31 protein-coding genes are annotated in these 26114 nt (G+C 60.4%); 19 read left to right on the forward strand and 12 right to left on the reverse strand.

The window, feature by feature from the left end; translation table 11 throughout:
- Positions 1-236 precede the first annotated feature (236 nt).
- From AB731_RS02315 to AB731_RS02370, 12 genes are all read left to right on the forward strand, one after another.
- The gene (locus AB731_RS02315) at positions 237-2042 is read left to right on the forward strand and encodes a DUF885 domain-containing protein (protein WP_047092579.1); all 1806 of its coding nucleotides are present in this window, start codon (positions 237-239) and stop codon (positions 2040-2042) included.
- 228 nt (positions 2043-2270) lie between these two features.
- Positions 2271-3074, forward strand: a complete 804-nt coding sequence (locus tag AB731_RS02320) for a helix-turn-helix domain-containing protein (RefSeq protein WP_197076209.1) — start codon at positions 2271-2273, stop codon at positions 3072-3074.
- A gap of 331 nt (positions 3075-3405) precedes the next feature.
- Positions 3406-3828, forward strand: coding sequence for an SUF system Fe-S cluster assembly regulator (locus AB731_RS02325; RefSeq protein ID WP_047092577.1), 423 nt, complete (start codon positions 3406-3408; stop codon positions 3826-3828).
- Entirely contained in the window at positions 3825-5321 is a 1497-nt protein-coding gene (gene sufB / locus AB731_RS02330) for a Fe-S cluster assembly protein SufB (protein WP_047092576.1), read from the forward strand. Before AB731_RS02325 ends, sufB begins: the two co-directional genes overlap by 4 nt.
- The gene (locus AB731_RS02335) at positions 5321-5815 is read left to right on the forward strand and encodes a DUF559 domain-containing protein (protein WP_047092575.1); all 495 of its coding nucleotides are present in this window, start codon (positions 5321-5323) and stop codon (positions 5813-5815) included. The genes sufB and AB731_RS02335 overlap by 1 nt, the downstream gene beginning before the upstream one ends.
- Positions 5812-6063 carry a hypothetical protein gene (locus tag AB731_RS02340; protein WP_047092574.1) on the forward strand — a complete coding sequence of 84 codons (252 nt, stop codon included), beginning with the start codon at positions 5812-5814 and terminating at the stop codon, positions 6061-6063. The genes AB731_RS02335 and AB731_RS02340 overlap by 4 nt, the downstream gene beginning before the upstream one ends.
- Position 6064: 1 nt before the next feature.
- Positions 6065-6823 carry a Fe-S cluster assembly ATPase SufC gene (gene sufC / locus AB731_RS02345; protein WP_047092573.1) on the forward strand — a complete coding sequence of 253 codons (759 nt, stop codon included), beginning with the start codon at positions 6065-6067 and terminating at the stop codon, positions 6821-6823.
- Positions 6820-7584 carry a SufD family Fe-S cluster assembly protein gene (locus AB731_RS02350; RefSeq protein ID WP_047092572.1) on the forward strand — a complete coding sequence of 255 codons (765 nt, stop codon included), beginning with the start codon at positions 6820-6822 and terminating at the stop codon, positions 7582-7584. The genes sufC and AB731_RS02350 overlap by 4 nt, the downstream gene beginning before the upstream one ends.
- On the forward strand, positions 7581-7991 hold the full coding sequence (locus AB731_RS02355) for a hypothetical protein (RefSeq protein ID WP_047092571.1): 411 nt from the start codon (positions 7581-7583) through the stop codon (positions 7989-7991). The genes AB731_RS02350 and AB731_RS02355 overlap by 4 nt, the downstream gene beginning before the upstream one ends.
- Entirely contained in the window at positions 7982-9181 is a 1200-nt protein-coding gene (locus AB731_RS02360; RefSeq protein WP_047092570.1) for an aminotransferase class V-fold PLP-dependent enzyme, read from the forward strand. The genes AB731_RS02355 and AB731_RS02360 overlap by 10 nt, the downstream gene beginning before the upstream one ends.
- Entirely contained in the window at positions 9181-9666 is a 486-nt protein-coding gene (locus tag AB731_RS02365) for an SUF system Fe-S cluster assembly protein (protein WP_047092569.1), read from the forward strand. The genes AB731_RS02360 and AB731_RS02365 overlap by 1 nt, the downstream gene beginning before the upstream one ends.
- The gene (locus AB731_RS02370) at positions 9666-10028 is read left to right on the forward strand and encodes a HesB/IscA family protein (RefSeq protein ID WP_047092568.1); all 363 of its coding nucleotides are present in this window, start codon (positions 9666-9668) and stop codon (positions 10026-10028) included. Before AB731_RS02365 ends, AB731_RS02370 begins: the two co-directional genes overlap by 1 nt.
- A gap of 9 nt (positions 10029-10037) precedes the next feature.
- Here the strand turns inward: AB731_RS02370 and AB731_RS02375 are convergent, their stop codons facing one another.
- The 3 genes from AB731_RS02375 to AB731_RS02385 form a co-directional block, all read right to left on the reverse strand.
- A complete protein-coding gene (locus AB731_RS02375) occupies positions 10038-10979 on the reverse strand; it encodes a hypothetical protein (protein ID WP_047092567.1) in 942 nt (313 codons plus the stop codon).
- Positions 10980-11058: 79 nt separating this feature from the next.
- A complete protein-coding gene (locus AB731_RS14185) occupies positions 11059-11340 on the reverse strand; it encodes a hypothetical protein (RefSeq protein WP_231638808.1) in 282 nt (93 codons plus the stop codon).
- 162 nt (positions 11341-11502) lie between these two features.
- Complete coding sequence (locus AB731_RS02385) at positions 11503-12222, reverse strand: EI24 domain-containing protein (RefSeq protein ID WP_047092565.1); 720 nt, start codon at positions 12220-12222, stop codon at positions 11503-11505.
- Positions 12223-12302: 80 nt separating this feature from the next.
- Between AB731_RS02385 and AB731_RS02390 the strand changes: the two genes are divergently transcribed.
- Positions 12303-13298, forward strand: a complete 996-nt coding sequence (locus tag AB731_RS02390) for an adenosine kinase (RefSeq protein WP_047092564.1) — start codon at positions 12303-12305, stop codon at positions 13296-13298.
- Positions 13299-13558: 260 nt separating this feature from the next.
- Entirely contained in the window at positions 13559-14590 is a 1032-nt protein-coding gene (locus tag AB731_RS13525; RefSeq protein WP_052768896.1) for a S41 family peptidase, read from the forward strand.
- Positions 14591-14592: 2 nt separating this feature from the next.
- On the opposite strand, the gene purD is transcribed toward AB731_RS13525, so the two are convergent.
- On the reverse strand, positions 14593-15903 hold the full coding sequence (gene purD / locus AB731_RS02400) for a phosphoribosylamine--glycine ligase (RefSeq protein ID WP_047092563.1): 1311 nt from the start codon (positions 15901-15903) through the stop codon (positions 14593-14595).
- Here purD and xseA point away from each other — a divergent pair.
- From xseA to AB731_RS02420, 4 genes are read left to right on the forward strand one after another with little or no spacing between them, the layout of a single operon-like run.
- A complete protein-coding gene (gene xseA, locus AB731_RS02405; RefSeq protein WP_047092562.1) occupies positions 15902-17359 on the forward strand; it encodes an exodeoxyribonuclease VII large subunit in 1458 nt (485 codons plus the stop codon). The two genes, purD and xseA, sit on opposite strands and share 2 nt — an antisense overlap.
- Positions 17360-17385: 26 nt before the next feature.
- The gene (locus AB731_RS02410) at positions 17386-17589 is read left to right on the forward strand and encodes a DUF2093 domain-containing protein (RefSeq protein WP_047092561.1); all 204 of its coding nucleotides are present in this window, start codon (positions 17386-17388) and stop codon (positions 17587-17589) included.
- Between the two features lie 20 nt (positions 17590-17609).
- On the forward strand, positions 17610-18545 hold the full coding sequence (locus AB731_RS02415; protein WP_231638809.1) for a M23 family metallopeptidase: 936 nt from the start codon (positions 17610-17612) through the stop codon (positions 18543-18545).
- Positions 18546-18570: 25 nt separating this feature from the next.
- Positions 18571-19584: an esterase-like activity of phytase family protein gene (locus AB731_RS02420; RefSeq protein ID WP_052768895.1), complete on the forward strand. Its 1014-nt coding sequence runs from the start codon at positions 18571-18573 to the stop codon at positions 19582-19584.
- 42 nt (positions 19585-19626) lie between these two features.
- On the opposite strand, the gene rpmB is transcribed toward AB731_RS02420, so the two are convergent.
- Positions 19627-19929: a 50S ribosomal protein L28 gene (gene rpmB, locus AB731_RS02425; RefSeq protein ID WP_047092560.1), complete on the reverse strand. Its 303-nt coding sequence runs from the start codon at positions 19927-19929 to the stop codon at positions 19627-19629.
- A 109-nt stretch (positions 19930-20038) separates the two neighbouring features.
- Between rpmB and AB731_RS02430 the strand changes: the two genes are divergently transcribed.
- Complete coding sequence (locus AB731_RS02430) at positions 20039-20494, forward strand: nucleoside deaminase (protein WP_047092559.1); 456 nt, start codon at positions 20039-20041, stop codon at positions 20492-20494.
- Here the strand turns inward: AB731_RS02430 and AB731_RS02435 are convergent.
- The 7 genes from AB731_RS02435 to AB731_RS02465 form a co-directional block, all read right to left on the reverse strand.
- Positions 20491-21075 carry a hypothetical protein gene (locus AB731_RS02435; RefSeq protein WP_047092558.1) on the reverse strand — a complete coding sequence of 195 codons (585 nt, stop codon included), beginning with the start codon at positions 21073-21075 and terminating at the stop codon, positions 20491-20493. The two genes, AB731_RS02430 and AB731_RS02435, sit on opposite strands and share 4 nt — an antisense overlap.
- Before the next feature lie 43 nt (positions 21076-21118).
- A complete protein-coding gene (locus tag AB731_RS02440; protein ID WP_047093134.1) occupies positions 21119-21832 on the reverse strand; it encodes a ribonuclease T2 family protein in 714 nt (237 codons plus the stop codon).
- 13 nt (positions 21833-21845) lie between these two features.
- Positions 21846-22253, reverse strand: a complete 408-nt coding sequence (locus AB731_RS02445) for a hypothetical protein (protein ID WP_047092557.1) — start codon at positions 22251-22253, stop codon at positions 21846-21848.
- 42 nt (positions 22254-22295) lie between these two features.
- Positions 22296-23159 carry a carboxylating nicotinate-nucleotide diphosphorylase gene (gene nadC / locus AB731_RS02450; protein ID WP_047092556.1) on the reverse strand — a complete coding sequence of 288 codons (864 nt, stop codon included), beginning with the start codon at positions 23157-23159 and terminating at the stop codon, positions 22296-22298.
- A gap of 195 nt (positions 23160-23354) precedes the next feature.
- Positions 23355-24146, reverse strand: a complete 792-nt coding sequence (locus AB731_RS02455) for a LytR/AlgR family response regulator transcription factor (RefSeq protein ID WP_047092555.1) — start codon at positions 24144-24146, stop codon at positions 23355-23357.
- Positions 24143-25339, reverse strand: a complete 1197-nt coding sequence (locus tag AB731_RS02460) for a sensor histidine kinase (protein ID WP_047092554.1) — start codon at positions 25337-25339, stop codon at positions 24143-24145. The genes AB731_RS02455 and AB731_RS02460 overlap by 4 nt, the downstream gene beginning before the upstream one ends.
- A 78-nt stretch (positions 25340-25417) precedes the next feature.
- Positions 25418-26110 (reverse strand): DsbA family protein, encoded by a 693-nt coding sequence (locus tag AB731_RS02465; RefSeq protein WP_047092553.1) that lies wholly within the window; start codon positions 26108-26110, stop codon positions 25418-25420.
- Positions 26111-26114 lie beyond the last annotated feature (4 nt).

A 26114-nucleotide genomic window follows, 5' to 3' on the forward strand; every position in this document is an offset into this window, starting at 1 on the left:
AAATTCTGCTCCTAGGCGTTGCGTGTCGCCTTTCTACAATCAAGCGCGGCACGAATCGCCTACAACAATCGTGCGACCCGAAGGGCTCGAAACGCAAGGCGTGGCGAGTTCTCCACTTTAAAAGGGCGGTGATCTGTTGATCGCCGCCCTCTTTTTTGGCTGCGGCCGCGGGTGGTCTTCCTTCGCAAGCGGGTTTGGCTTAGGTCTTGCGCAATCACACAAAGGATCCCGGCCCCATGAATATTCCCGCACGTGCAATCCTGTTGTTGGCCACCAGCGCCCTCTCGCTCGCGTCCTGTGCCAGCATGCCGATTGAAAACGCAGCGCCCGCGAGTGCAGAGCTTGCCGTATCATCCGACCTTGCGGATTTCTTCGAGGAATACGACGCAGCCAGCCTTGAAATGTCACCGGAAACCAAGGCCTATCGCGGGATCCGCGATGAAGATTACGGTCAGTGGAATGATGTTTCGGCCCAGGCTGATGATGCGCGCCAAGACTTGCGGCTCGGTTATCTGGCACAGATGCGCGCGGGTTACGATCTTGCTGATTTCGATGGTCAGGATGCACTATCCTACCGCCTGTTCGAGGCCACGGCGGCACGCTCTGCATTGCTCGATCCGTACCGCGAATATGGCTACATCTTCGACCAGATGAATGGTGAGCAAAGCAACATTCCGGCGTTCCTCATCAACACCCACACCGTGACCGGTGTTTCGGATGCAGAAGATTATGTCAGCCGGATCGAGGGTATCGGTCCGCTGATGGACACGCTGATCGCGCGCTCTGCCGAGCGCGCAAATAACGGCATCATGCCGCCTGACTGGGTTTACCCCTACGTTCTCAGCGACATTGAAAACCTGCTTGCCGCCGGAATGGACAATGCCGTTCTGGAGGATTTCCGCAGCGAAGTGGATGCGCTCGGCATCACAGATGATGAGCGCGGCAATCTGATAGCCGGGGCGGAGCTCGGATGGCAGCAGCATGCGATCCCTGCCTATCAGCGCCTCCGCACCGAAATGCTCCGTCAGCAAGCGAGGGCCCCGACAGACGATGGTATCTGGCGTTTCCCGCAGGGCGCGGAATATTACGATGCGCTGCTGTCCTATTACACCACTACCGATCTTACGGCGGACGAGGTCCACAATATCGGCCTGCGCGAAGTGTCCCGCATCCACGGTGAAATGCGCGGCATTATGGAGCAGGTCGGCTTTGAAGGAAGCTTGCAGGATTTCTTCCAGCATACCCGCAATGCAGACCAGTTCTACCATACGAGCCGTGAGGACTATCTGGCCGAAGTGGACACGGTGCTTGCCGCCATGGACGAACGTTTGCCGGATTATTTCATCACTCTGCCGGAATACGAATTGCAGATAAAACCTGTGGAGGCCTTCCGCGAACAAAGCGCAGGAAAGGCTTTTTACCAAAGCCCGGCGCCTGATGGTTCTCGCCCCGGCACCTATTATGTGAATCTGTACAATCTGCGTGACATGAGCCGGAATGAACTGGAAGCGCTGGCCTATCACGAAGCATCGCCGGGGCATCATATGCAGCGCTCCATCCAGACAGGCCTTGGCGACCTGCCACCGTTCCGCCGGTTTGGTGGCTTTACTGCCTATACCGAGGGCTGGGGCCTGTATTCGGAGGAGTTGGGCAAGGACATGGGTTTCTATACCGACCCTTATTCCGATTTCGGGCGGCTGGGCATGGAATTGTGGCGTGCGGCGCGGCTGGTGGTAGATACAGGCCTGCACCACAAGCGTTGGAGCCGGGAGGAGGCGATTGCCTATCTTACCCAAAATACACCCAACCCTGATGGTGATATCCGCAAGGCGATAGAGCGTTACATCGTCTATCCGGGCCAAGCGACGGCGTATATGATCGGAAAGCTGAAGATCATGGAATTGCGCGAGCGGGCGCGGGATGCGCTGGGCGAGCGCTTCGACATTCGGGAATTCCACGAGGTCGTACTGATCAACGGCCCGGTCCCCCTCGATATTCTCGAAGAGCAGGTAGATGTGTGGATTGCTGCCGAATTGTCTTGAACCACCGGCTATGACTTGTAGAAATACGACAATGTCGCTGAGATACAATGCGCATACGCTAAACGCGGTTATGCTAATTGGTACGGGTCGCTCGGGTTTGGTCGCCCCCCGATCAACAGTGCGACAAGTGGGGCGGCGTGATTCACGGGTCGCATCTGGTGATTCATGCCGCCCCCTTTTTCGCTAGAATACTTCGATCCCCCTCCGGAACTTGCGCGCCACATCCTGGTGCTGTTTCACTTCGCGACCGATGTACCGCGGATCGAGGATCTGCAGCCGGGCGCCTTGGGCCAGTTCGTGATGTTTCCGCGCGGCACCGGAACCATCAATTTCGGGGAGCGGACGGAGCATTTGGTATCCCGGCTTAATTTGATGAGCGGCTTCTCTACTGCCGCACCCTTTACAATGGATGGTCCGTGGCATGCTGTCGGCATGTCGCTATCGCCGCTCGGCTGGGCAGCACTAACCGGCACTCCGGCGAGTGAGCATGTCGATCAGTTCTGTCCTGCCGCAGAATTGCTGGGCGATGATGCTGCTTTATTCGGAAAGGATTTGAGCGCGCGGTATCGCAATGGAGAGATTTCCGGGCGCGATGCCAGTTTCGCAATGGCAGACTGGATCATGCCGCGACTGGCCAAGGTGCCGCCTGCGCATGAAAAATTGATCGAGCGAACGATTATCTGGTTGAGCGGGTCGATGAATCCGGACCTCAGCCTGTTGTTTGACACACTCAATTACTCCCGGCGACAGGCGGAGCGCTTGGTGGAGCAGTATTTTGGCTTCCCACCAGCGGCGCTGGCCCGCAAATATCGTGCTGTGCGCGCTGCTGCGCTGCTATCGAAAGAACGCCTGACGGGTCATGAAGAAGCCGCGGTTGCCGATGCATTCTACGATCAGCCGCATATGGTGCGCGAGATTCGCCGTTATTGCGGTTACACGCCTTCTCGGCTGGGGGGCGATGGCCAGCCGATCCTGAAAACGCTGCTACAAATGAAGAACTTCAACCGGTTGCTGGAATTCCGGGCTTCTTAGTTTGCGATCCGGCATCCGCCGGATCGTCCACGCTAGACGGTCAGCAAGCTTACCCCGCTGCGGGCGGCCAGTCGGCCTTTGTCGGTTGCTGGTCGCGCCTGATACCCGCGCAATATCAGGAGAACGCGCAAAACGGTCGTTCTCACGACCGCCCGCCCGGACCGGCCCCGCAGCGTAGCGGAGGGAACAGCCGGGAGGACGAAGTCGCGGATGGGACTTAAACAAACAAACGCTAACGACTCGCAACAAGGGGAAATGGCTTGATTCTGCCGTTTTTCAGCATAGGTGAATAATACGAACAAATTGGTCCGATTAGAAAGCCGCCCGCACAATGCGCCTGTCAAACTTAGCTGATTACGCTGTCGTCACGATGACGGCTGCCGCGCGCCATTGTGGCGGCGGGCGCACCAGTGCGGCTGAACTGGCGGCGGAAACCGGCCTACCGGTTCCGACGGTGCAGAAAGTTGTCAGCAAGTTGACGGCGGCTGGCTTGCTGCGCTCCACGCGCGGTGCCGGCGGCGGTTTGCAGCTTGCGCGCCCTGCCGCTGCGATCAATGTCGCGGATATCGTGGAGGCGGTCGAAGGCCCGATTGCGATCACATCCTGCATTACCAGCAGCGATTGCGCGGTGGAGCAGACCTGCGCCGTCAAACCGCATTGGCCGCTGATCAACACTGCATTGCGCGGCGCGCTTGCCGACATCACGCTACCTCAACTTGCTCGCCAAGTAGCTCAGGAACACGAACCCGCATGACTGAAGAAACACAGCTCCAATCCCGTGACGAGATGGATCAGGACGCGCGCGATGCCGCTGCGAAAGCCGCAGATTACGAGCATGGCTGGTCATCTGACATCGAACAGGAATTTGCCGAAAAGGGCCTCACCGAAGACACGGTGCGGTTTATTTCGGGCAAGAAGAATGAGCCCGAGTGGATGCTCGAATGGCGGCTGAAGGCATTCCGCCTGTGGCAGACCATGGAAGAGCCGGATTGGGCCAAGGTCGGTTATCCCAAGATCGATTATCAGGACGCCTATTATTACGCCGAACCCAAGGCCAAGCCCAAGATTGGCAGTCTGGACGAGGTCGATCCGGAAATCCTGCGCATCTATGAAAAGCTGGGCATTCCCATTGCCGAGCAGGAAGTCCTCGCTGGCGTCGAAGGCGCGCGCAAGGTTGCCGTGGATGCCGTGTTCGACAGTGTCAGCGTCGCCACCACATTCCGCAAGGAACTGGAAAGCGCAGGCGTCATCTTCCGCAGCATTTCAGAGGCGATCCGCGAATATCCTGAGCTGGTGAAAAAGTGGCTCGGCAAGGTCGTGCCGCAGCGCGACAATTACTTCGCCACCCTCAACTGCGCGGTCTTTTCGGACGGCACCTTTGTGTACATCCCCGAAGGCGTGCGCTGCCCGATGGAGCTTTCCACCTATTTCCGCATCAATGCCGAAAACACCGGCCAGTTCGAACGCACGCTGATCATTGCCGAGAAGGGGTCCTACGTGTCCTATCTCGAAGGTTGCACCGCGCCCATGCGCGACGAAAACCAGCTCCACGCCGCTGTGGTGGAACTGGTTGCAATGGAAGATGCGGAGATCAAATATTCCACCGTGCAGAACTGGTATCCCGGCAATGCAGAAGGCGTGGGCGGGATCTACAATTTCGTGACCAAGCGGGGGCTGTGCCAGGGTGATCGTTCCAAGATCAGCTGGACGCAGGTGGAAACCGGCAGCGCGGTGACGTGGAAATATCCCTCCTGCGTGCTCAACGGCGAGGACAGCGTGGGCGAGTTCTACTCCGTCGCCGTCACCAACAATCACCAGCAGGCCGATACCGGCACAAAAATGATCCACAATGGCAAGGGTTCACGCTCCACCATCATCTCTAAGGGGATTTCGGCGGGCAAAAGCAACAACACCTATCGCGGCCTTGTCCGCGTGGGCGCGAATGCGGATAATGTGCGCAATTTCACCCAGTGCGACAGCCTGCTGCTGGGCGACACATGCGGCGCACATACCGTGCCCTATATCGAGGTGAAGAACCCGACCGCGCAGATCGAGCACGAGGCAACCACGAGCAAAATCTCCGACGACCAGCTGTTCTACGCGATGCAACGCGGGCTGGGCGAGGAAGAGGCCGTGGCGCTGATCGTCAACGGTTTTGCCAAGCAGGTGCTGAAAGAACTGCCGATGGAATTCGCCGTAGAGGCGCAGAAGCTGCTTGCGATCTCGCTTGAGGGGAGTGTGGGGTGATGGTTGAACGAAAAACCCTCCAAATCCGCGACACGACCGATGCCGAAGCGCCCGAGCTCGAGAAGAAGGGCCGTGGCTGGAAAATTTCCGACAAGCGGCTCGATGTGCTGCACGATCAGGCGCGCGATATGAAGCGTCATGCGTCGGACGCGCACAAGGCGCTCGCGGCGCGTTTCGCCAAGGCTGATCTGGGCAAGTACACCTTCAAACGCTTCGCCGTAGTCGGCAGCGCGATTGTCGATTTCAATTGCCACAACCTCGGCATGGCCATCGTGATCGACGAGGAGGGCGACAACGAAGCCCTCAACCGCCGCCGGGACAAGAGCCTGGAATCGGTCGGTGTGCGGGTCATGCATTTGAAGGCCGCCGATATACTCGAAAACATGGACGAGGTGCTCGTCCGCATAACCGCCGGTATGCGCCTGCGCATTTCCGATCGGGCAGATGCGCGGCGTGACCATTTCGCCCAGCGCAAGGGTGATGACGAACGGTGAGCGAGGCCATCCTCAAACTGGTGAAGATGGCGCAGGATCATGGCATGTCCGGCAAACTGACGCATTGGTCAGAGGCGGACGTCTGGTGGTTCGAAGGCGAAATGCCGCAAGACATTCTCATGGCCGGCGGAGCGGAATCCTCGGTCGATTATTACGAACAAGCCGCCAGTCCGCATTACCGCGGCGATATCGGATTTATTGATGGCAACGCGAAAGTCGCCATCTCGTTTGACACGAAGAAAGACTGAAATGCTGAAGATTGAAAACCTCTCCGCCGAAATTACCGTTGCAGATGGGGCAAAGCCGATCCTGAAGGGCCTCAGCCTTGAAGTGAATGCGGGCGAAATCCACGCGATCATGGGTCCCAATGGCGCGGGCAAATCGACGCTCGCCTACGTTCTGGGTGGCCGTCCGGGTTACGAAGTGACCGGCGGATCGGTGACGTTCAACGGGCAGGACCTGCTTGAAATGGAGCCGCATGAGCGCGCCGCTGCGGGCATGTTCCTTGGTTTCCAGTATCCGGTTGAAATTCCCGGCGTTTCCAACGTGCAGTTCCTGCGCGAGGCGCTGAATTCGCAGCGCAAGGCACGCGGTGAAGAGCCTTTGTCAGGTGGTGATTTCCTGAAGCTGGCGCGCGAAAAGGCCGCGCTGCTGAAGCTCGACATGGAAATGCTGAAGCGGCATGTAAACGTCGGCTTCTCCGGCGGCGAGAAGAAGCGCAACGAGATGGTCCAGATGGGCATTCTCGATCCGGCCTTCGCCATTCTGGACGAGACCGACAGCGGCCTCGACATTGATGCGCTGCGTATTGTCGGCGACGGCATCAACGCCATCATGCGCGACCCTGCAAAGGGCGTGCTGCTGATCACCCATTACCAGCGCCTGCTCGACTATGTGCAGCCCGATTTCGTCCATATCCTGTCAGATGGTGCCATCGTGAAGACCGGCAGTGCCGATCTCGCGAAGCAACTTGAGGCAGAGGGCTATGACGAGGTGATGGCCGCATGAGTGAAGTTGCAACCCTTCCCACCACACGCGACGAAGACTGGCGCTATGCTGACCGCGATTACCTCGCGGCAGCCAATCCCGACGCGATCAACCACTGGCGCACGCTGGACGTGCCAGCGGGCGAAACGCGGCGTGAGGTGCAGATCCATTCCTCTGGCGAGACAACTCCCGGAATGGTCGACCGTTTGCGCGTGCATGTCGGCGCAGGCGGCCGTTTTGAAGCCTTTGTCACTATCGCGGGCGGCAAGTACCAGCGCGTAGAAATCGAAGTCACGCTGGAAGAAGGCGCGCATTTTGAATTTGGCGGCGTGACCCTTGGCGGCGACGACAAGGTGCAGGAATTTGTGACGCGCACGATTCATGCCCATCCGAATGCCACGAGCAATCAGGTGGTTCGTGCCGTCCAGTGGGGCCACTCGACCGGCAATTTCCTTGGCCGCATCGAAGTTGCGCGCGATGCGCAGAAGACCAATGCAGCGCAGAATTTCCGCGCGATCCTGCTGGAAAAGGGCGCGAGCGCCAACACCAAGCCGGAGCTGGAGATTTTCGCAGACGATGTGCTGTGCGCGCATGGTGCGGCGATTGGCCAGCTGGATGAAATGGCGCGCTATTACATGGCCAGCCGGGGCATAGCGCCCCATGTGGCGAAAAAGCTGCTGGTGCAGGCGTTCATCGGCGATGCCTTTGTGGCTGTTGAAGACGATCAGGCCCGCGACCGGATGCTGGAAGAAACGCTGGCTTTCCTGGAGGATACACTGTGAAATCCGCCTTTCGCGTAGTCGCTCCCGCATTCGCTCTTGCTTTGGGTGCCTGCTCCACGACGAGCCTAGGCAGCGAAGACTCGCTGTATCTCGAACAGGCTCCAGCGCGCCAGACCTATGCTTCGCCGCTTGCCGCCGCAGAGGCGCTGGTTGGGGGGCATCCTGAATCGATGGAAGGCCGGCCGACGCTCGATTTGCGCTTTGCGCCGTTGGCAAGTGATCCCTCACGGCTGGAAATGATCGTGATGGTCGAACCGCTGCTGGACGATTCGGTCGCCGCACAGGAATGGCGCGCAGTCTTGCTGCAAGGCGAGGATAGGCAGTGGCGGGTTACTGAACTTGGTCTGCGCCAGAAATGCTATCGCAGCAGAAACCCTGACGAATGGGTGGCACGTCTATGTCCGTAAGTGAAACTCTCTCCCGCCCGTTGGCCGACCGTGCTGATTTCCCCGGCTTGGTGACATCTGACGGCGCGCCGTGGCACTATCTTGACAGTGCGGCGACTGCGCAAAAGCCGCAGAAGGTGATTGATGCGCTGACGAATGCGGTCGGCAGGGATTTTGCGACGGTCCACCGCGGCGTTTACGCGCGCTCCGCCAACATGACGCGCGCGTTCGAAGACGCGCGGCGCAAGGTTGCTGCCTTCATCGGCGGGGCGGAGGCCGAGCTGGTCTTCACCCGCGGCGCAACCGAGGCGATCAATCTGGTCGCCTATGCCTATCCCGATAAGGGCCGCGTGCTGCTGTCGGAGCTGGAGCATCATTCCAATATCGTGCCATGGCAATTGGCCGGGTGGCAGGTGGATGTCTGTCCGCTGACCTCCGATGGCCAGATCGATCTCGATGCCGCTGAAGCCATGCTGACGCGTGAGCACACGATGGTCAGCTTCGCGCATGTTTCCAATGTCTTGGGCAGCACGCTCGATGGCAAACGGGCAGCTGATCTGGCGCACTCTGTCGGCGCGAAACTGCTGCTCGACGGGTGTCAGGCCGTACCTCGTCTGCCGGTCGATGTGGCCGCGCTCGATTGCGATTTCTACGCCTTCTCGGCGCATAAGTTGTACGGCCCAACGGGTATCGGCGCGCTGTGGGGCCGGGCGGAATTGCTTGGCGCCATGCCGCCATGGCAAGGCGGCGGGGCAATGATCGACCAGGTCGGTTTTCACCGCACCACCTATGCTCCCGCGCCGCAGCGTTTCGAGGCGGGAACGCCTGCCATTGTCGAGGCGATCGGCTTTGGCGCGGCGTGTGATTACACCGCAGCCATCGGGCTGGAGGCGATCCACGCGCACGAAAGCCGCCTGGTGGCCCAGACCCGCGAAGCGCTGGGCGCGATGAATGATGTTACGCTGTATGGCCCCGCTGACAGCGCGGGCATCGTCAGTTTTCTCATCGATGGTATTCACCCGCACGATTTGGGCACCATATTGGATGAAGAGAACGTGGCGATCCGCGCAGGACATCACTGCGCGCAGCCATTGATGGCGAAGCTGGGTATTCCGGCAACCGCCCGCGCCAGTTTCGGCATTTATTCGGATGAAGAAGACGTTGCCGCGCTGATGCGCGGAATTGAACGCACAAAAAGGATTTTCGGCTGATGACTGAACAGACCGCGACCAAAGATGAAGGCGACACGATGAAAAAGCCGCCGCGTGCACGGGTTTCCGACGCGCCCTTGCCCGATGAGGAAACGGCAGGCGCGAAGCTGGAGCGCAAGCGCGATTATCTCGACGGTTTTCTGGCAAAGAAGCCCGAGAACGTGCCCACCGGCGATCCGGGCGGCGAATTGCACCAGACCGTGATTGATGCGCTGAAAGAGATCTATGATCCGGAAATTCCGGTGAATATTTATGACCTCGGCCTGATCTACAATGTCGAAGTGGCAGACGATGTCGATGTCGTCGTCACCATGACGCTGACCACACCGAATTGCCCGGTCGCCGAAACCATGCCGCAGGAGATCGAAATGCGCGTGATGGGCCTGCCGGGCGTGCGCGATGCCGAAGTTGTCATCACATGGGACCCGCCGTGGGATCCATCCAAGATGAGCGACGAAGCGCGGCTCGAACTGGGGATGCTGTGATGACCGAAATGACAAAAACCCGTCCCGCTCCGAAAGCTGCCGTCAATCTCACCCCTGCCGCCGAGCAGCGCGTGGCAGATCTGATGGCGAAGGCGCCGGCTGACGCGATTGGCGTCAAGCTGTCGACACCGCGGCGCGGCTGTTCGGGCCTCGCCTATTCGGTCGATTATGTCTCCGAGGAAGTCGCTTTCGACGAGAAGATCGAGACACCCGGCGGGGTGTTCTACATCGACGGCGCGAGCGTGCTTTACCTGATCGGCAGCACGATGGATTGGGTGGAAGACGATTTCACCGCCGGCTTTACTTTTGAAAACCCCAACGCCAAGGGCGCCTGTGGTTGCGGTGAAAGTTTTATGGTCTGAGGATCGCGATCAGGCTCTGCCTGTTTCCTCAGCAATAAATTCCAGCAGCGCCTGATCATAGGCGTCGACTTTGCCGCCCAGTTCAATCTGCGTGTCGAGCCATTCCTGCTCCGGGCGGGTTACAGCTGCGTCGGCAGCGACCTGGCCTTCACGGTCATCGCTCTTGTCACGCTTGCCGAAAACCATACCAAAGGCGTTGGGTGCGGCTATGGCCATTTCGCCCATAAAGCGACCAACGCTGGCCTTGTTGTCGGCGATGAAAGCATCCAGCTCCATCTGGCGTTCGCGGCTGATTTGGCCTGCGCCGTTTGCAAAACCCATCAGGTAATTGCCGACAGCCTGTACGAACAGGCGCTTGAATTCAGGTGCATTGGCGGCCTGGCCGGACGCGTCTTTGATGCGGAACAGCATTTCGGCTTCGCGGCGGCTGACGGCGGCAGGGCGATCACTTGCCTGGCCAAAAACGACGCGGCGCAGCAATTTGCACTCAGCTGCTGTAACATGCGTATCCGACAACCCGCCGCCATCGCGGGTGGGGCCGGTGCCAGTCAGCACTTCGGCCTCAATCACTTCAAGAACATAGTCCTTGAGCACTTCGGGGACATTCTTCGCCTTTTCGATAATGCGGGTGAGCAATTCCAACTCTGTCATGGAACAGACGCGGCCATCGGCCTTCACCTGGCTCACCAACCAGCGGGCTTCTTCCTCGCTGGCGTAACCGCGCGGTTCGCTGCCTTCGAGCACGTGCTGCTGGATCGCTTCTACGAAAAAGTCGCTCCATTGCGCGGTTGGATTTTCCGTCGCATGCTCGGCCGCGAAGATCGCCTGCGCTTCGGCGCGGGTCATTTTGCCATCGGCCCAGCCGGCATGGCGCATGGCCAGAATTTCATCGGGACAAATGCCACCATCGGTAGCGGCGTCACGTGCGATATCGGCGAAATGCATGCTCATGGGTAATAATGATCCCTTCGTTTGCATCCCGTTTGCCCGAACAGGCTTAAATTCGCGTTACCAGGCTACCCCCGCGTTTCTATTGTGAGCGGGACAGCGCCTGGATGCAGGCCAGGCGGTCCACCGCCGCCCCATCCGATGCGCGGCGCGCTTCTACCCAGGTTGCAACCGGAACGGCCCCCTGAGCGAGCGGATATAGGAAAACATCGAGCACACAGGCCTCCCCCGCGAATTGCAGTTTGCGCATATCGCCTTCCACCACATCAAGCCGGGGCTGGCCAAAGCGGCGCTGCAAAGTGCCCGCTTCCTCCCGGATAATGCCGCCAAGACCGGGACCTTCCATGATCTGGGGTGCGGGCATGCCGCCAACCGAACCGGGGGGCGGTCCTGACGGCCGCGTGGGTGGCACCTGCGTTGTGGCATCGGGCCGTGGCGGTGGTGGCGGCGCCTGCTGTCTCTGCGGTGTCGAGACACAGGCGGACAGCAGCGTGGCAGTGAGGAGGATGGGTATCAGGCGCATATATCAGGCGGCAATCATTTTGCGGTTGGAACGATGAACGAGATGTGTCGCACTGGCCGCGCCAAGCACGGGGGCGAGAAAATTGACAAACGGCACCGCAAGCATGGCGGCAATCAGCCCGCCCAGCATAAACCGTTCGCCCGGCCCGACAGGCGATAAAGCGGCCTTGTTCTGCCGGTGCCGCAGCCACACCATATCCTGCAACTCGCGGCCCACCAGCAGGGCATTCACCAGCCAGAACACCGCAAACGTACCCACTCCGGTGAACAACAGGATCAGCGCGATAGGCGCGGCAATCATGTTCGCCAGCAAGTTACGTCCGGCGGCGCGCGCGGCATTGCCCGCTTGTTCGCCAAAGCTCAGCTCCCGCGCCACGCTCGCCTCTCCCGGATAATGCCGCCGCTCGACTGCGGCCACCACATCATCGGCAAAAAACTGCACGACGCCCATCGCCACCACGCGCCACACCAGCCACAGGCCAAGCAGCGCCAGCATCAGCGACAGAAGTTCGCGAATCGCGCCCGCGCCTTCAAACATGCCGTCTTCCAAGCCCCCGCGAGCGAGCAGCCAGTCCAGCAGATACCAGCCCGCCGCCGCGACAATTATGAAGGCGACCAGCGTAACTGCGATGCTTTTGAGCAAGATGCGCAGCACGGCCCCGTCGAACAATTGTCCGAAACCCAGTGCCAGAGAGGGGGCCAATGAGGATGTGAGCGATGCCATCGGCGCTTGCGATTGCGCGGCCCTTCCGCCAAGTCAACGCCGACGCGGCGAAACACGCCGAAAATCGCTCAGGAGACTGCATGACTACCCCCCGTTACGACGTAATCGCCATCGGCAATGCCGTGGTTGACGTGATCGCTTCTTGCAAAGATGAATTGATCGACGAGCTTGGCCTCAACCGCGGCGGCATGACGCTGATCGATGCAGATGGCGCTACGTCGCTTTATGCTGCGATGGGTCAGGCGCGCGAGGTTTCTGGCGGATCGGCAGCGAATACGTTGGCGGGTGCTTCGTTGCTGGGCCTGCAATGCGCTTTTGTTGGCCAGGTGTGCGATGATCAGCTGGGCGAGGTGTTCACGCATGATATGCGCGCCACCGGCATTGATTTCGATACTGCTCCGCTGACGGGCGAGCCCCCGACGGGCCGCTGCCTGATCTTTGTCACCCCCGATGGGGAGCGCACGATGAACACCTTCCTTGGCGCAGGGCAGTATCTGCCCGCCACTGCGCTTGATGAAGAACTGATCGCCAGCGGCGCAATCCTGTATCTCGAAGGCTATCTGTGGGATCCGGAAGAGCCGCGCAAAGCCATGCGCCGTGCCATCGAAGTGGCCCGCAAGGCTGGCCGCAAGATCGCCTTCACCGCCAGCGAAAGCTTTGTGATTGATCGCCATGGTGATGATTTCCGCGCCATGATCGAAGACGGCGTGATCGACATATTGTTCGTCAACGAAAGCGAACTGGCCACGCTGACCGGCGAAGACGATTTCGAAGCCGGCATCGCGGCGGTTGCAGGCAAAGTGCCGGTGCTGGTCGCAACCCGCAGCGAAAAGGGCGCCGTTGCCATCGCCCATGGAGAGCGCGCCGAAGTCGCTGCCGAACCCATCGCCAAGGTTGTGGACACAACCGGCGCAGGCGACCAATTCGCTGCCGGCTTCCTGTCCGGCCACGCGAAGGGTGAACCCTTGGCGCAGTGCCTGAAGCGCGGCGCGGTGGCAGCAGCCGAAGTAATCAGCCATTACGGCCCGCGCCCCGAAGTCGATATGAAAGCCCTGATGGCTGAAAAGCTGGGCTGACCTGAAGAGAGGGTGACAAAGGCTACACCGTGTCACCCTCTGATTTTGGCGTGTTTCCGTAGCTTTTACAAAGCGTTGCCAGCCACACGCGGCGGGTGACACTTTGCGTCTGAATTGTTGGCTCTGGCTGGTTTCAACGTTGGGCATCACTGCCATGACTGGGCGCAAATCCAGAGAGTAGGAAAGCCGCGCTTGATCGCGAAATGCTACTCTGCGGCTTTTTACATCCAAGGTTCAGCTTCAAATTGCACACTAGATCCATGGTCAGATACTTCATTGCCCTCGCTCTGCTATGCGCGCCGGTATCGGCGTCTGCGCAGGACACCGAACAGCCTCCGCCACAGGACTATCTCCTCGAAGCCCTGTTGATGTTGCAGTATAACCATTACCGCTCTGACGATGCAGATTGGGACGTGCTGCGGGCTGAAGCGGCAGAGGTCTTTTACGCAGGGGGCCGCAATATTCCCGCTGCGCATGCCGCTATTCGCCATGTGATCGAAGGGCTCGGTGAACGGCATAGCTATCTTGCTACCCCCGATATGGTCGCTGCCGACAGGGTATATTCCCCCGGCCAGAATTCCAGCGAGAGCGTCGAAAGCGCCGACGAAGCTGGACCGACAGAACCCGCTCCGCAGCCCGTGCCGATATGGCGCGCCGTCAACGGCGGTATCGGCTATGTCGCTTTGCCAGCACTCAATATGAACCGTGGCGGCAATGAACTGGCTGCGCGATATACGGCAGCGCTGACCGATGGCCTTATCCAGCTCGATGAGGATGCGAGTTGCGGCTGGATCGTGGATCTGCGCGGCAATGAAGGCGGCAATATGTGGCCGATGCTGGCGGGGTTGGACCCGCTGCTGGGCGAGGCACCCTTCGGGTTTTTCATTGAGCGCGGGCGCGATTTGCCATGGGCGCGCACGGCTGACGGTATCGCGACCGTGCAAGAGGCGGACATGGCAATCGCCGCTGCATTTACGCTACGCAATGCAGACAAGCCGCTTGCTGTTGTTTTGAGCGGGCGCACCTCCAGTTCCGGTGAAATGGTGGCGCTAGCCCTGATTGGCCGCGATGGTGTGCGGACATTCGGCCAGCCGAGCGGAGGATATTCTACCGCCAATTCGACCTATCCGTTGGCGGATGGCGCCATGCTCGTGATAACGGTTGCCAATGCAGCGGATCGCACGGGGCAAGTGGCCGACGGGCCGCTGATTCCCGATAGTGAACACAGTTACGGGCAGGCCAATTTCGCGGCACGCGATTGGCTGCTGGAAGAGTGTATCGGGCCGGGCTGATCTCAACCCCGCCCGGTATCCCGCCCGGTCTCCCGTTCGATTTCCTTGTGGCCGATATCGCGGCGGCAGAAACCGCTTGCGAAGTCCACCGCATCGACTGCCACATAGGCCGCATCGCGCGCTGCCCTTGTGTCCACGCCCAAAGCCGTGACGTTCAGCACGCGCCCGCCATTTGCAGCAAGCGTTCCGTCGGCCTGCAATTTCGTGCCTGCGTGGAATACTTTTGTGTTGTCGCCTTGCGCAACGGCGGAAAGATCAATCGCTCCGCCTTTTTCGGGCGTTCCGGGATAGCCCCTGGCGGCCATCACAACAGTCAGTGCGGTCTGGTTGTCCCAGCGCGGCGCCGCCTGTTCGCCAAGCGTGCCATTGGCGCAGGCGAGCATATAATCCGCCAGATCGCTTTCCAGCCGCATCATCAGAACCTGGCATTCCGGATCGCCGAAGCGGGCATTGTATTCGACCAGCTTGGGGCCTTCGTTCGTCAGCATCAGGCCCGCATAAAGCACGCCGCAATAGGGCATGCCTTCGTCCTTCATCTGGCGGACGGTGGGTAAGACAATTCGCTCCATCGCTTCGGCCAGCAGTTCATCGTTCAGCACTCGGGCGGGGCTGTAGGCGCCCATGCCGCCGGTGTTGGGGCCGGTATCGCCTTCACCCACCCGTTTGTGATCCTGCGCCGTGCCGAAGGGGATGACATGTGTGCCGTCTGTCAGCGCGAACAGGCTAGCCTCCTCGCCGACCATGAATTCCTCAATCACAACTTCAGCGCCAGCATCGCCAAATGCGCCGCCGAACATGTCTTCCAATGCCTCCCGAGCGTGGTCTTCATTGTCGGCGATCACCACGCCCTTGCCGCCTGCCAGACCGTCTGCCTTGAGCACAAAGGGAGGTGCGAAAGTGGCGAGCGCCGACATTGCCTCTGCCAGCGTGGTGCAGCGCACATATGCGGCGGTGGGGATGCCTGCGCGGTCGCACAGCGCCTTGGTAAAGGCCTTGCTGCCTTCCAGTTGCGCCGCCTGCGCCGAGGGGCCGAACACGGCAAGGCCGGCATCGCGCAATGTGTCTGCCAGCCCGTCCACCAGCGGGGCTTCCGGCCCGATTACCACCAGGCCGATGTCGTTTTTCTTGCAGAAGGCGGTGACTTCGCCGTGCTTTGCCGCATCGACCGACACGATCTGCGCCACATCTTCCATTCCGGGATTGCCGGGGGATACATACAGCGTTCCGCTCTCGCTTTTGATCGCGTTCGATTGCGCCAGCTTCCAGCACAGGGCATGTTCGCGGCCGCCCGACCCCAGTACCAGGATATTCATGGCCAACAATTCTCCATTCGATGATGCCAATGCCGGCGACAGCAACAGCGGATTGGTAGCGTCCAGCCGCGATGGCGACAATTCCGCTCCGCTCTCCATTACCGAAGTTTCGCTGGCTCTCAAGCGCACGGTGGAAGACCGGTTCGGCTTTGTGCGCCTGCGGGGGGAGCTTTCGGGCGTGAAACGCGCGGCTTCCGGCCATCTGTATATGAGCCTTAAGGATGAAAAGAGCGTGCTCGATGCGGTGATGTGGCGCGGGCAGGCGGGGCGGCTGGCGTTCCAGCCTGAGGACGGGCTGGAAGTGGTCGCGAGCGGCAAGCTGACGACCTATCCCGGCCGCTCCAAATACCAGATCGTGGTCGAACAGATGGAAATCGCGGGCGAAGGCGCGCTGCTCGCTCTGCTGGAAAAGAACCGCAAGCGCTTCGAGGCGGAGGGATTGTTCGGCAATATTCGCCGTCTGCCGTTCGCCCCGAAGGTAATCGGCGTGGTGACATCGCCCACTGGCGCAGTCATTCGCGATATCCTGCACAGGCTGGAAGACCGCTTTCCCACCCATGTCATCGTGTGGCCGGTGTTGGTGCAGGGGCAGGGCGCAGCGGAGCAGGTGGCGGCGGCTGTGCGCGGGTTTGGCGCGCTGGAGGCTGGCGGGGAAGTTCCGCGGCCAGATTTGCTGATCGTGGCGCGCGGCGGCGGCTCTATTGAAGATCTGTGGGCCTTCAACGAGGAGGCTGTGGTGCGCGCCGTGGCCGAATCGCCCATTCCGGTGATCAGCGCCGTGGGGCATGAGACGGACACGACCCTGTGCGATTTTGCCGCTGACAAGCGCGCGCCGACCCCCACGGCTGCGGCGGAAATGGCCGTGCCGGTGCGGCGGGAGCTTGCCGCCACGCTGGATGATTTCGCCGTGCGCCAGCGCAAGGTGGTGATGCGGCCCGTCGATCTGGGGCGCGAACGGCTGGAGGCGCGCGTCGGCCGCTTGCCGAGCGCAGAACAGCTGTTGCAGCCGCATACGCAGCGGCTGGACGATCTGGGTGGACGTTTGCGGCAAGGCCTGGTGGACCGCGCAGCCAAGGGGCGTGAACGGCTTGCCGATTTGCGGCTTTCCCCCGCCATCCTGCGCGGCAGTTTGCGCGACGCGAAGCAGCGCCTCGGCGCGGCGCGGCTGGACCCGGCACTTATTGCCCGGCCCATCGCAGAGCAGCGCAAACGGCTTGATGCACTGTGGCGGCTGGCGGAGCAATTGCATCCCGAAAAGCCGCTCTCGCGCGGCTATGCCATGGTGCTGGACCCCCAGGGCAAGGCGGTGACAAGTGCGGTGACGGCAGGCAGGCAGCCTTCGCTGGGGATCAAATTTGCCGATGGTGCGATCACCGCCATTCCGGCAGGCGCGCCTCCCAAACGCCGCAAAAAGGCCGAAACGCCGCCGGAAAGCGGGCAACCGAAATTGCTTTGACCGCCTGTACATCCTAGATAGAGCCTATGTTGATGAACTCCTCAGAAAACGCAGCCACGCTGCTTTACGGCCCAAACGGCTTTCGCGTGATAAAGCCGGGTCACTTCGTGATCTGCGCAGCGAGCGGCGTGCCCGTGCCTCTGGAAGAGCTGCGCTATTGGAGCGTGGACCTGCAAGAGCCCTATGCCAGTGCAGAACTTTCGACCCAGCGTGTGCTCCAAGAACAATGATTGCGATACGTTGCGCCGTCATGGCGGGAATGGCTGCAATGCTGGCAGGCTGCACAGTTGTGCCACCTGCCAATACGCCTACTAACACGGCGGCCAATGTGTCCGGTAACGCATCGTCGGGGACTGCTGCCGTGGTGCAACCTATTGCCACATCCCCATCCCCATCCACACCCGCCCCGGCACCCACGCCTACTGGCATTGCAACCTTCCTCTACGATGGTGAATTAACCCAAGGCGGCTGGATTCGCGGGCAGGCACCTGGTGGCACCGTTTCCGCGCGGCTTGGCGATCAAGCTGTCGAACTGGATAGCGACGGGCGCTTCTTCGCCGCCTTCGACCGTGATGCAGGGGCGACCACAGAACTCACCGCGACCCTTCGCGACGGACGCACCGTGCGCAGCCCGATTGCAGTTTCCCCGCGAGATTGGGAGCTTGAGCGCGTCGATGTCGCTTTGCGGCCCAGCGGCAGCAGTGCCGCCTTTGCCGCGCGCCGCGCGCCGGAACTGGACGCCATCTGGGATGCGCGCACAGCCAATTCACCGGCAACCGGCTGGCAGGACAATTTCATCTGGCCGGTCACGGGGCGAATTTCCGGCCGGTTTGGCTCGCAGCGTATTTATCGCGGTGAACCGGGCAGCTATCATTCCGGCCTCGACATTGCGCGGTCCACGGGCACGCCATTCGTCGCCCCGGCATCGGGCATCGTGACACTTGCCACGCAGTCGCCCTTCAGCATTGAGGGATATCTGCTGATCATTGATCACGGGCAGGGCCTGAACAGCGCTTTCCTTCACCTTTCGCGCATTGATGTCCGCGAAGGGGACCGCGTTGTCCAAGGCCAGACGCTGGGCGCAATCGGTTCGTCAGGACGTGCGACGGGTGCGCATTTGCACTGGAGCATAAAGTGGCACCTTGCGCGCCTTGATCCGCTGCTTTTCGTCGGTCCGATGCCATGACTGTGCCCACGACGTAACCGGCTGGATGGCCAGATCTCGCAACTTTCCGGCATCGCGCAAACGTCGGATAGCCGCGGCGGCGGCGCTGGCGATCATGCTGGCGCCGGGCACATTCTTGCGCACGGCCATTCCCGTCCAGCGGACGAATGCACTGTATGCCGCCAGCGTTGAAGACCTGCCCGATCTGGTTGGAGCAAACGGCTTTACGCGCGAAGGCGTTTGGCATCTGACGAGCCCGAATATCGACTTTGGCGGCTTTTCTGCTCTGCTCGTACTGGAAGGGGCGGGGCGATTGCGCAGTTTTTCCGACCGCGGAAGCAGCATGACTTTTGTCCCGCCTGACGATGCGCGGGATAGCGATGTGCGCTTTGGAAATGTCTGGAATCGCGGGCGACTGAGCAAGGACGTGCCCGATATCGAGGCGGCGACCCGTGATCCTGCGACAGGCGATTACTGGGTGGCGTTTGAAAACGGCAATTCGGTGATCCGTTATTCGCGGAGCAGTGCTTTCCTGGCGCTGCGGGAGCCGCCTGAATGGAGCGACTGGGCCGCGAATTCCGGCGCGGAAGCCATGGAACGCTTGCCCGACGGACGCTTCCTGGTCCTTCCCGAAAGCAGCCGCCAAGGCCTGCTTCATCCGGGTGATCCCACGTTGGACACAGAAGCCATGCGCTTCTCCGTCGCCTTGCCGGGAGATTTCGCTCCAACCGATCTTTCTGCTTTGCCGGATGGCCGGGTACTTGTGCTGCTGCGGCGCGTGGCTGTGGGATGGCCGCCTTTTACAGCCGCCCTGGGCATAGCCGATCCGCGCAGCCTTGACGAAGGCGGAGTGCTCGATGTCGATCTGGTGCTTGAACTCGCATCGCTGGTGCCGCGCGAGAACTATGAAGGGCTGGCAGTAGAGCAGCGACCAGACGGCGCATACACCGTATGGCTCATCGCCGACGACAATCTTGCATCCTTCCAGCGCACCTTGCTGGTGAAGCTGGGGTGGGATGGCGCTGCCCCAAGCGCGCACGAAAAAGCGCGCGAGGAATAGCCCCGCGCGCCTTTGAAATTCCGGTTTGACGCTGAAAAAGCGTTAGGCTGCTGCGGCTTCCGAAGTTTTGGCAGCTTTCTTCAGCTCACGCTTCACCCGAACGGCGCGCGTCGAAAGCTTTTCGTCCTTGGTCTTCAGCAGCCAATTGTCGAGACCGCCATTGTGCTCGACAGAGCGCAGGCCCTGTGTGCACACGCGGAACTTGAAGCTGCGGTCGAGCTTTTCGCTCAGCAGCGTGACGTTCTGCAAATTGGGCAGGAACACCCGCTTGGTCTTGTTGTTGGCATGGCTGACATTGTTGCCGACCTGGCGGCCCTTGCCTGTAAGTTCGCAGATGCGCGACATGGCGTGTTCTCTCGTTCGAAACGGTTAAGTTGAATCAGCGTGTAGCTGGGAAAGGCGTGCGCATAGAGGGGGGCTGGAGATTCGTCAAGCAAACAGGTAGCGCGTGGCAATGACCCGTTGGCCTCTTCCCGAACCCATGCGCCGCGCGCTGGAGCTGGCGCAAGTTGCTGCCGCTGCGGGAGAAGTGCCCGTTGGTGCGGTCGTGGTCAAGGACGGTGTGATCGTTGCGGAGGGACATAATCTTACCCGCACGGATAATGATCCGACCGCCCATGCCGAGGTGGTGGCGATTCGCCGCGCTGCTGCGGCGCTGGGCGATGAACGCCTGACCGGCTGCGATTTGTACGTGACGCTGGAGCCTTGCGCGATGTGTGCCGGCGCCATCAGCCACGCGCGAATCGGGCGGCTGTATTACGGCGCGAGTGACCCGAAAGGCGGCGCAGTTGAGTTTGGCGCGAGGGTGTTTGCGCAAGCGCAATGCCTGCATGTGCCCGAAGTGTATTCAGGCATCGGCGAGGGCGAAGCAGGCGAATTGCTGCGCGGGTTTTTTGTGGAACGGCGTTAATCCTCCGCCGGCCCATCACACCCTTCTCGTCCGTAAGCTTCACTGTAAGGCCTGTCCCAGCAACGCTCGAAATTGCGCAGTACGTTTATGTTTGGCGGCCATGACATCTCTTGCGTGCTGCCATCGGGCATTGTGAACATGAGGCTTTCGGGCGCGGGTACCAGCATTTGAGCTGCGATGGCCTGTTCCAGCCTCTCCCGATCCTGGCGCAGAAAGGCGATTGTGCCATCGACATAGTTGTTCCAGCCAAAATCGGCGTCGTCATCCGGTGACTTATACGTCAACCCGAACAGCCCAATGGCCTGTTCCGTGTCGCCAACCATCGCGCGCATCTGGCCTTCGTGCCAATACAGTATAGCATTGTGATCGCGTTTTTCGTGCCGCCATTCGCGGATCAGTTCTGCCGCCTCGCTTTCGCAGCCACGCATGGCGAGCGGTCGCCATCCACCATCCAGGTCTTGGTCGAATGCCTGACGGTCAAGCGCGAGCATGGCTTCAAGATCGTAAGTACAATCCGGTGCTGGGGCTGGGTCTTCGGCCTGCAGCAGGGGCGCTGCGGCGATGAGAAGGTACAGGAGCATATGAAGATCATGCCATGCAGGGGGGATGGGTCAAGCTGGCAAGCTACATCCCCCGCCAGATCCGCACGTCCTCATCATCATCCGGCCCGAACCGCCGTGCGTCGCAGGCGACCGGCATGAAGTCCGCGCCGTAACAGAGGCGCATTTCGCGCAGCCAGCCGCGGTCGTTCACCACCAGGCCGACATCCTCGGCGTCCCAATAGGGATTGGCATCGGCGAAAACCTCTCGCACATCGCCAGCGGTCAGGCCGGTGCGGCGGGAGACGCGGTCAAAATCGGGCCAACGCAGGCTGTTCCACAGGATTTGCGTGATGCGCAGATATGCACCCGCGTCACTTGTCATGCAGCTGCCGTGTTTGGCCCATTGGCGTGCGACCAGCCGGGTATCGGGGGACATGCACAGTGCGCCGCGCATCTCGCTTTGGGTGGGCGTATCGCGCGCGGGGCACCATTGCGGATAGCGTCCGCCAGGTCCCTCAGGCCAAAGGCCGTGAACGATGAAAGCAAAGCGCCCTTCGCGTCCCGAACATTGCCGGGCATGGCGCGCCTCGTCATCGCGGAAGCGGCAGAATTCCGGGCTCCAGCTGAGGGCAAGTGTATATCCGGTGACGCGTGTCTGGCGTACCGGACCATCGGGCTGGATGCCGGGCACGGCCACAGGGCTTTGCGGAAGACGGCATTGATACGCCTGCGCCTGCGCTGCTGCGGGCACCAGCCCCAATGCCAACGCCAGAGCGGACGCGAACCTGCGCCGCATCACTCCTGCCCCTTCATTCGCTGCGCGCAGCAAACCATTCTGACGTATCGGCGCGGAACAGGAAAAAGACCGAGATCGCCTTCAGCAGCACACTGATAAGATCCGTGATGCTGACATTTGCCCCTTGGGTAATACCCATCAATCGGGTTGCCACTGAAATCAGGACGACCACCAGAAGGATCCATCTAACAAACCCGATCCGCATCCGGGAGGCAAGAAACCACAGCAGCATGTTGAAGGCCAGAATCAGACCCAATGTGACAAGCATGACAGTGCCCGCCTGATCCTGCAGTCCGGCCGTACTCAATTCGACTGCCGCGGCGTCCATCTGCACATCGTAATTCAGCAGCGAACTGGCCAGACCGATGGCGATGGCCGCCAGATAAAAGATATCGAATTTGCGTATTGAATCAGGCCGCATGGGTTGTGTCCTCTCCATCGATGGTTCGCAAATGGCAGAAGCCTAAAGCGGCGTAAAGTCGAGGCCTATGTCTGCTGCCGGTGCGCTTTGGGTTAGCCGGCCGACAGAGACGAAATTTACACCCGTTGCGGCCTTGGCCTTGATCGTATCCAGATTGATGCCGCCGCTTGCCTCGGTTGGCACCCGGCCCGCTACAAGTGCCACCGCTTCGCGCAGTGTTTCAGGCGGCATATTGTCCAGCAGCAGACGCGTGGCCCCAGCCGCCAGAGCAGGCTCTATCTGGTCGATCCGGTCCACTTCGCAGATGATCTGCTCAACCCCCGCATCGCGCGCGCGGCGCACGGCTTCACCGACGCTTCCGGCAACAAGGATGTGATTGTCCTTGATCATGGCGGCATCCCACAATCCCATTCGGTGATTGCTCGCGCCGCCTTGGCGCACGGCGTATTTCTCCAGATGGCGCAGGCCGGGAATGGTCTTGCGCGTATCGAGCAGGGTGCAGTCAGGATTGTCCATCGCGGTCACATATTCGCGCACCATGGTGGCGATGCCGGAAAGATGCTGCACGGTATTGAGCGCGCAGCGTTCCGCCGTCAGCATGGCGCGGGCATTGCCCGACAGGCGCATAAGATCGGTGCCAGGCGCAACCTGCGCGCCTTCCTCCACCAATATCGTGATTTCCATGCCGGGATCGAGATGGCGGAAAAATGCCTCTGCAACAGGCAGGCCAGCCACAGTGATGGGATCGCGGCTGTCCATCACGCCGGAAAAGCGCGCACTGGCTGGGATCACGCTTTCGGCGGTAACATCACGCCCACCGCCGGGGAGGGCAACGCCAAGATCCTCGGCAAGGGTTTCGCGGACAAATTGGGCAAGGTCGAAGCCGGGTAGGGTGAATTTGGTCATGCGGGCTCCAAAGAAGGAAAGGCAATCGTTCAGCCTGCGGCGGTGCGTCGCAACCGACAAGGTCAGGATGAGCGGTGATTAGTGAACGGTCCCGCTTTGGACCGCAAGGCCGACTGGCCGCCCGGACCGGTCCGGAAGCGAAGCGGAGGGAGCAGCCGGAAGGACGCGCGCCCGGACGGGCGTGCGCAAGACAAACTAATGAACGAATCGCGCAACTACGTCCCGGTAACTGCGCGATACTTTTACCTCGGCGCCTGAATCCAGCACGAGGAAGCATTCACCATTGGTGTGCGGTTTTACCTGCCGCACCTGATCGAGGTTCACGATGGTCGAGCGGTGGACGCGCTGGAAGTTCTTCGGATCAAGCCGCCGTTCCAGATCTTTCATCGTTTCGCGCAGGATCAGCGAATTGTCGCCGGTGTAAATGCACATGTAATCGCCTGCGGCTTCGATATGTTCGATCGTATCGACATCCACGCGGAAGATCTGCCCCCGATCCTTCACGTTGATCATCTTTTCGTAGCGGCTTGCGCTTTCTTCCTCGCCCATGTCCTCAAGGCTTTCGGGGCTGACTTCGGCCAGCACGTCCTTCAGCTTTTCGGCTTCTTCGGAAGAGCGTTTTTCGGCGAGGCGCTGGCGCACACGTTCAATCGTGTCGGCCAGCTTGTCCTCATCCACCGGCTTCATCAGGTAGTTTACCGCATTTGCCTCGAATGCACGGATCGCGTGTTCCTGATAGGCAGTGACGAAGACGAACAACGGCGGATCGATTTCCATCACGCCTTTGACCACGGAAAACCCGTCAAAACCCGGCATCTGGATATCGAGGAACACGAGATCAGGCTTCAGCGTCTTGATCGCGCGGATCGCTTCTCGCCCATTCGCGCAGGTCTCGATCACTTCGATGTCCTGATGCGGTTCCAGGCGCAATTGCAGGCCCTGGATGGCGAGCTTCTCGTCGTCGACGAGGATTGTTCGGATGGTCATGCGTGGGCTCCGGTCTGGGGGGTTCCGATTATCACGTCCCTGCCATCTTCAACGGACGAAGTGCCGGGAAGTTTCGGGGGTGCGAAGGCAGGACTGTCTTCCTCTGCAAGTTCATAAGGAATTTCAATTACAACGGTGAAACCGCCATCGGGAGGAGTTTCAATTTCGAACCGGTGATCCTCGCCATAAGCCTGCTTTAGCCGTTCCAGAATATTGGCCAGGCCAACGCCGGTGGAAGAATGGCCGCGCGCCACCGCCTCTGCGGCGTTCTGGTTGCCTTGCAGGCCCGGTCCGGTATCGTTTACCGTCAACCGCAGGCGTGATCCGATCACCTTGGCTGCCAGGCTGATACGCGCCCCCTCTTCCTGTGCGGATACGCCGTATTTGATAGCGTTTTCCACCAGCGGTTGCAGCAGGAAGGATGGCACGGCAGCTTTGGCTGCATCATCATCCACGCGGAATTCTGTACGCAGCCGCTCTTCAAAGCGCATCCGCTCTATTTCGAGATACAGCTGCAACGTCTCCACTTCCTGCGCCACGCTCACCTTGCCGCCGGGCTGCGTAATCAGCGTGTGCCGCAGAAAGCTGGAAAGCTTGATCAGCATGGCATTGGCGGGCGCCGTTTGTTTCAGCAGCACCAATGTGCTGATGGAATTGAGCGTGTTGAACAGGAAATGCGGGTTCAGCTGATACCGCAGCATGGCCAGCTGAGCAGCTGTCGCCTGTGCCCTCAGACGTTCCAGCCTGTCTGTTTGTTCTTCCACCTGGAGGAAGAAATTGATCGCATAATACAAGGCCGACCATGCACCGAGCAATGTCAGCGGGAAAATCACATAACCGACCAGCAATTGTGTGAACCCGGTAGGCTCTGCGAGGGTTAGCTGGCGCACCCATGTCTGGATAAATGCATAGATCAGCACGGAAATCGCCAGCACTATGGAGGTCACCCCCCAGGTCGTCAGCGGGTTGCGCTTTATCAGGCTGTTATAAATGACCGACAGCACAGTGCTGATGGAAAAACCGGTAATGGCTTCGATCAGGACGATCGCGAAGAACGACAGGTCGGATCCGTTGACGATGCCGGACACCGAACGCAGCAGAAAGGCACCGCCCCAACCAAGCAGCTGGAGCCGCCAGAACGCGCGGTTCTTGTCCTTGAAGAACGGGGTAGGTTCGAAAGGCAGCACAGCCATGCCGAGCTTTCTAGCGGAATTTCCCGCCCGCGTCAGAGGCATTTGCATGGGCAGGCCTCCCTGCGCTCGTGGTATGTCCTAGGAATCGCGCGCTTCGGCGATGGCCTCGCCGATCCGTTCTGCGCCAACCGCGCCGTTCAAAACCTGATTGCCCACGACAAATGCCGGAGTGCCTGAAAGGCGCATGGTCTGGCCAAGAAAGACGTTATTCTGCAACTGCGATTCATACTGGCCCGCCTCGATGGCAGTTTGCGCTGCGGCCAGATCGACACCCGCAGCCGTGGCAGCTGCCGTGATGCCATCCATGCTCGGGCCGTCCTGCGCAAACATGGCATTGTGAAATTCTTCAAAGCGTCCCTGATCTGCGGCGGCAAGGGCCATGCGCGCGGCATCTGCGCTGCCTGCGGACAGGATCGGATATTCGCGGACCACAACTTTCAAATCGGGGTTGGCAGCGATCAGCGCATTTACATCCGCAAGTGTCTGGCGGCAGTAGCCGCAAGCGTAATCCGAAAATTCCACCAGCGTGATGGCGCCTTCGGGATTGCCCAGAACAGCTCCGGGATAGGGCGCTTCCAGCTCGGCGCGCAGCGGGGCGATCTGTTCCGCCATCTGCAGGGCCTGATATTCGTTCATGGCCTCGGGCAGCCAGTCGGGCTGGGCAATCAGATCGGCGCGCATGCGATCCGACCCAAAGCCCGAATAATCCCATGCCGCTGCTCCGGCGAAACCTGCGACAAGCGCGACGATAGTGGTGATGATCCAACGCATGCGC

This window comes from Aurantiacibacter marinus (assembly GCF_001021555.1).
Lineage (GTDB): Bacteria > Pseudomonadota > Alphaproteobacteria > Sphingomonadales > Sphingomonadaceae > Alteraurantiacibacter > Alteraurantiacibacter marinus.

Excerpts from the sequence above, each read along its gene's own strand:
- AB731_RS02460 (WP_047092554.1), bottom strand. The coding sequence starts at position 25,339 with ATGGCTGTGCTGCCTTTCGAACCTACCCCGTTCTTCAAGGACAAGAAC.
- AB731_RS02435 (WP_047092558.1), bottom strand. The coding sequence starts at position 21,075 with ATGCTCCTGTACCTTCTCATCGCCGCAGCGCCCCTGCTGCAGGCCGAA.
- AB731_RS02445 (WP_047092557.1), bottom strand. The coding sequence starts at position 22,253 with ATGCGGCCTGATTCAATACGCAAATTCGATATCTTTTATCTGGCGGCC.
- AB731_RS02350 (WP_047092572.1), top strand. The coding sequence starts at position 6,820 with ATGAGTGAAGTTGCAACCCTTCCCACCACACGCGACGAAGACTGGCGC.
- AB731_RS02360 (WP_047092570.1), top strand. The coding sequence starts at position 7,982 with ATGTCCGTAAGTGAAACTCTCTCCCGCCCGTTGGCCGACCGTGCTGAT.
- AB731_RS02390 (WP_047092564.1), top strand. The coding sequence starts at position 12,303 with ATGACTACCCCCCGTTACGACGTAATCGCCATCGGCAATGCCGTGGTT.
- AB731_RS02315 (WP_047092579.1), top strand. The coding sequence starts at position 237 with ATGAATATTCCCGCACGTGCAATCCTGTTGTTGGCCACCAGCGCCCTC.
- AB731_RS02375 (WP_047092567.1), bottom strand. The coding sequence starts at position 10,979 with ATGAGCATGCATTTCGCCGATATCGCACGTGACGCCGCTACCGATGGT.
- AB731_RS13525 (WP_052768896.1), top strand. The coding sequence starts at position 13,559 with ATGGTCAGATACTTCATTGCCCTCGCTCTGCTATGCGCGCCGGTATCG.
- AB731_RS02455 (WP_047092555.1), bottom strand. The coding sequence starts at position 24,146 with ATGACCATCCGAACAATCCTCGTCGACGACGAGAAGCTCGCCATCCAG.
- sufB (WP_047092576.1), top strand. The coding sequence starts at position 3,825 with ATGACTGAAGAAACACAGCTCCAATCCCGTGACGAGATGGATCAGGAC.
- AB731_RS02415 (WP_231638809.1), top strand. The coding sequence starts at position 17,610 with ATGGCGGGAATGGCTGCAATGCTGGCAGGCTGCACAGTTGTGCCACCT.
- AB731_RS02370 (WP_047092568.1), top strand. The coding sequence starts at position 9,666 with ATGACCGAAATGACAAAAACCCGTCCCGCTCCGAAAGCTGCCGTCAAT.
- sufC (WP_047092573.1), top strand. The coding sequence starts at position 6,065 with ATGCTGAAGATTGAAAACCTCTCCGCCGAAATTACCGTTGCAGATGGG.
- AB731_RS02385 (WP_047092565.1), bottom strand. The coding sequence starts at position 12,222 with ATGGCATCGCTCACATCCTCATTGGCCCCCTCTCTGGCACTGGGTTTC.
- AB731_RS02325 (WP_047092577.1), top strand. The coding sequence starts at position 3,406 with ATGCGCCTGTCAAACTTAGCTGATTACGCTGTCGTCACGATGACGGCT.
- AB731_RS02335 (WP_047092575.1), top strand. The coding sequence starts at position 5,321 with ATGGTTGAACGAAAAACCCTCCAAATCCGCGACACGACCGATGCCGAA.
- AB731_RS02365 (WP_047092569.1), top strand. The coding sequence starts at position 9,181 with ATGACTGAACAGACCGCGACCAAAGATGAAGGCGACACGATGAAAAAG.
- xseA (WP_047092562.1), top strand. The coding sequence starts at position 15,902 with ATGGCCAACAATTCTCCATTCGATGATGCCAATGCCGGCGACAGCAAC.
- purD (WP_047092563.1), bottom strand. The coding sequence starts at position 15,903 with ATGAATATCCTGGTACTGGGGTCGGGCGGCCGCGAACATGCCCTGTGC.
- AB731_RS02420 (WP_052768895.1), top strand. The coding sequence starts at position 18,571 with ATGGCCAGATCTCGCAACTTTCCGGCATCGCGCAAACGTCGGATAGCC.
- AB731_RS14185 (WP_231638808.1), bottom strand. The coding sequence starts at position 11,340 with ATGCCCGCACCCCAGATCATGGAAGGTCCCGGTCTTGGCGGCATTATC.
- AB731_RS02465 (WP_047092553.1), bottom strand. The coding sequence starts at position 26,110 with ATGCGTTGGATCATCACCACTATCGTCGCGCTTGTCGCAGGTTTCGCC.
- AB731_RS02440 (WP_047093134.1), bottom strand. The coding sequence starts at position 21,832 with ATGCGGCGCAGGTTCGCGTCCGCTCTGGCGTTGGCATTGGGGCTGGTG.
- AB731_RS02410 (WP_047092561.1), top strand. The coding sequence starts at position 17,386 with ATGTTGATGAACTCCTCAGAAAACGCAGCCACGCTGCTTTACGGCCCA.
- nadC (WP_047092556.1), bottom strand. The coding sequence starts at position 23,159 with ATGACCAAATTCACCCTACCCGGCTTCGACCTTGCCCAATTTGTCCGC.
- AB731_RS02430 (WP_047092559.1), top strand. The coding sequence starts at position 20,039 with ATGACCCGTTGGCCTCTTCCCGAACCCATGCGCCGCGCGCTGGAGCTG.
- rpmB (WP_047092560.1), bottom strand. The coding sequence starts at position 19,929 with ATGTCGCGCATCTGCGAACTTACAGGCAAGGGCCGCCAGGTCGGCAAC.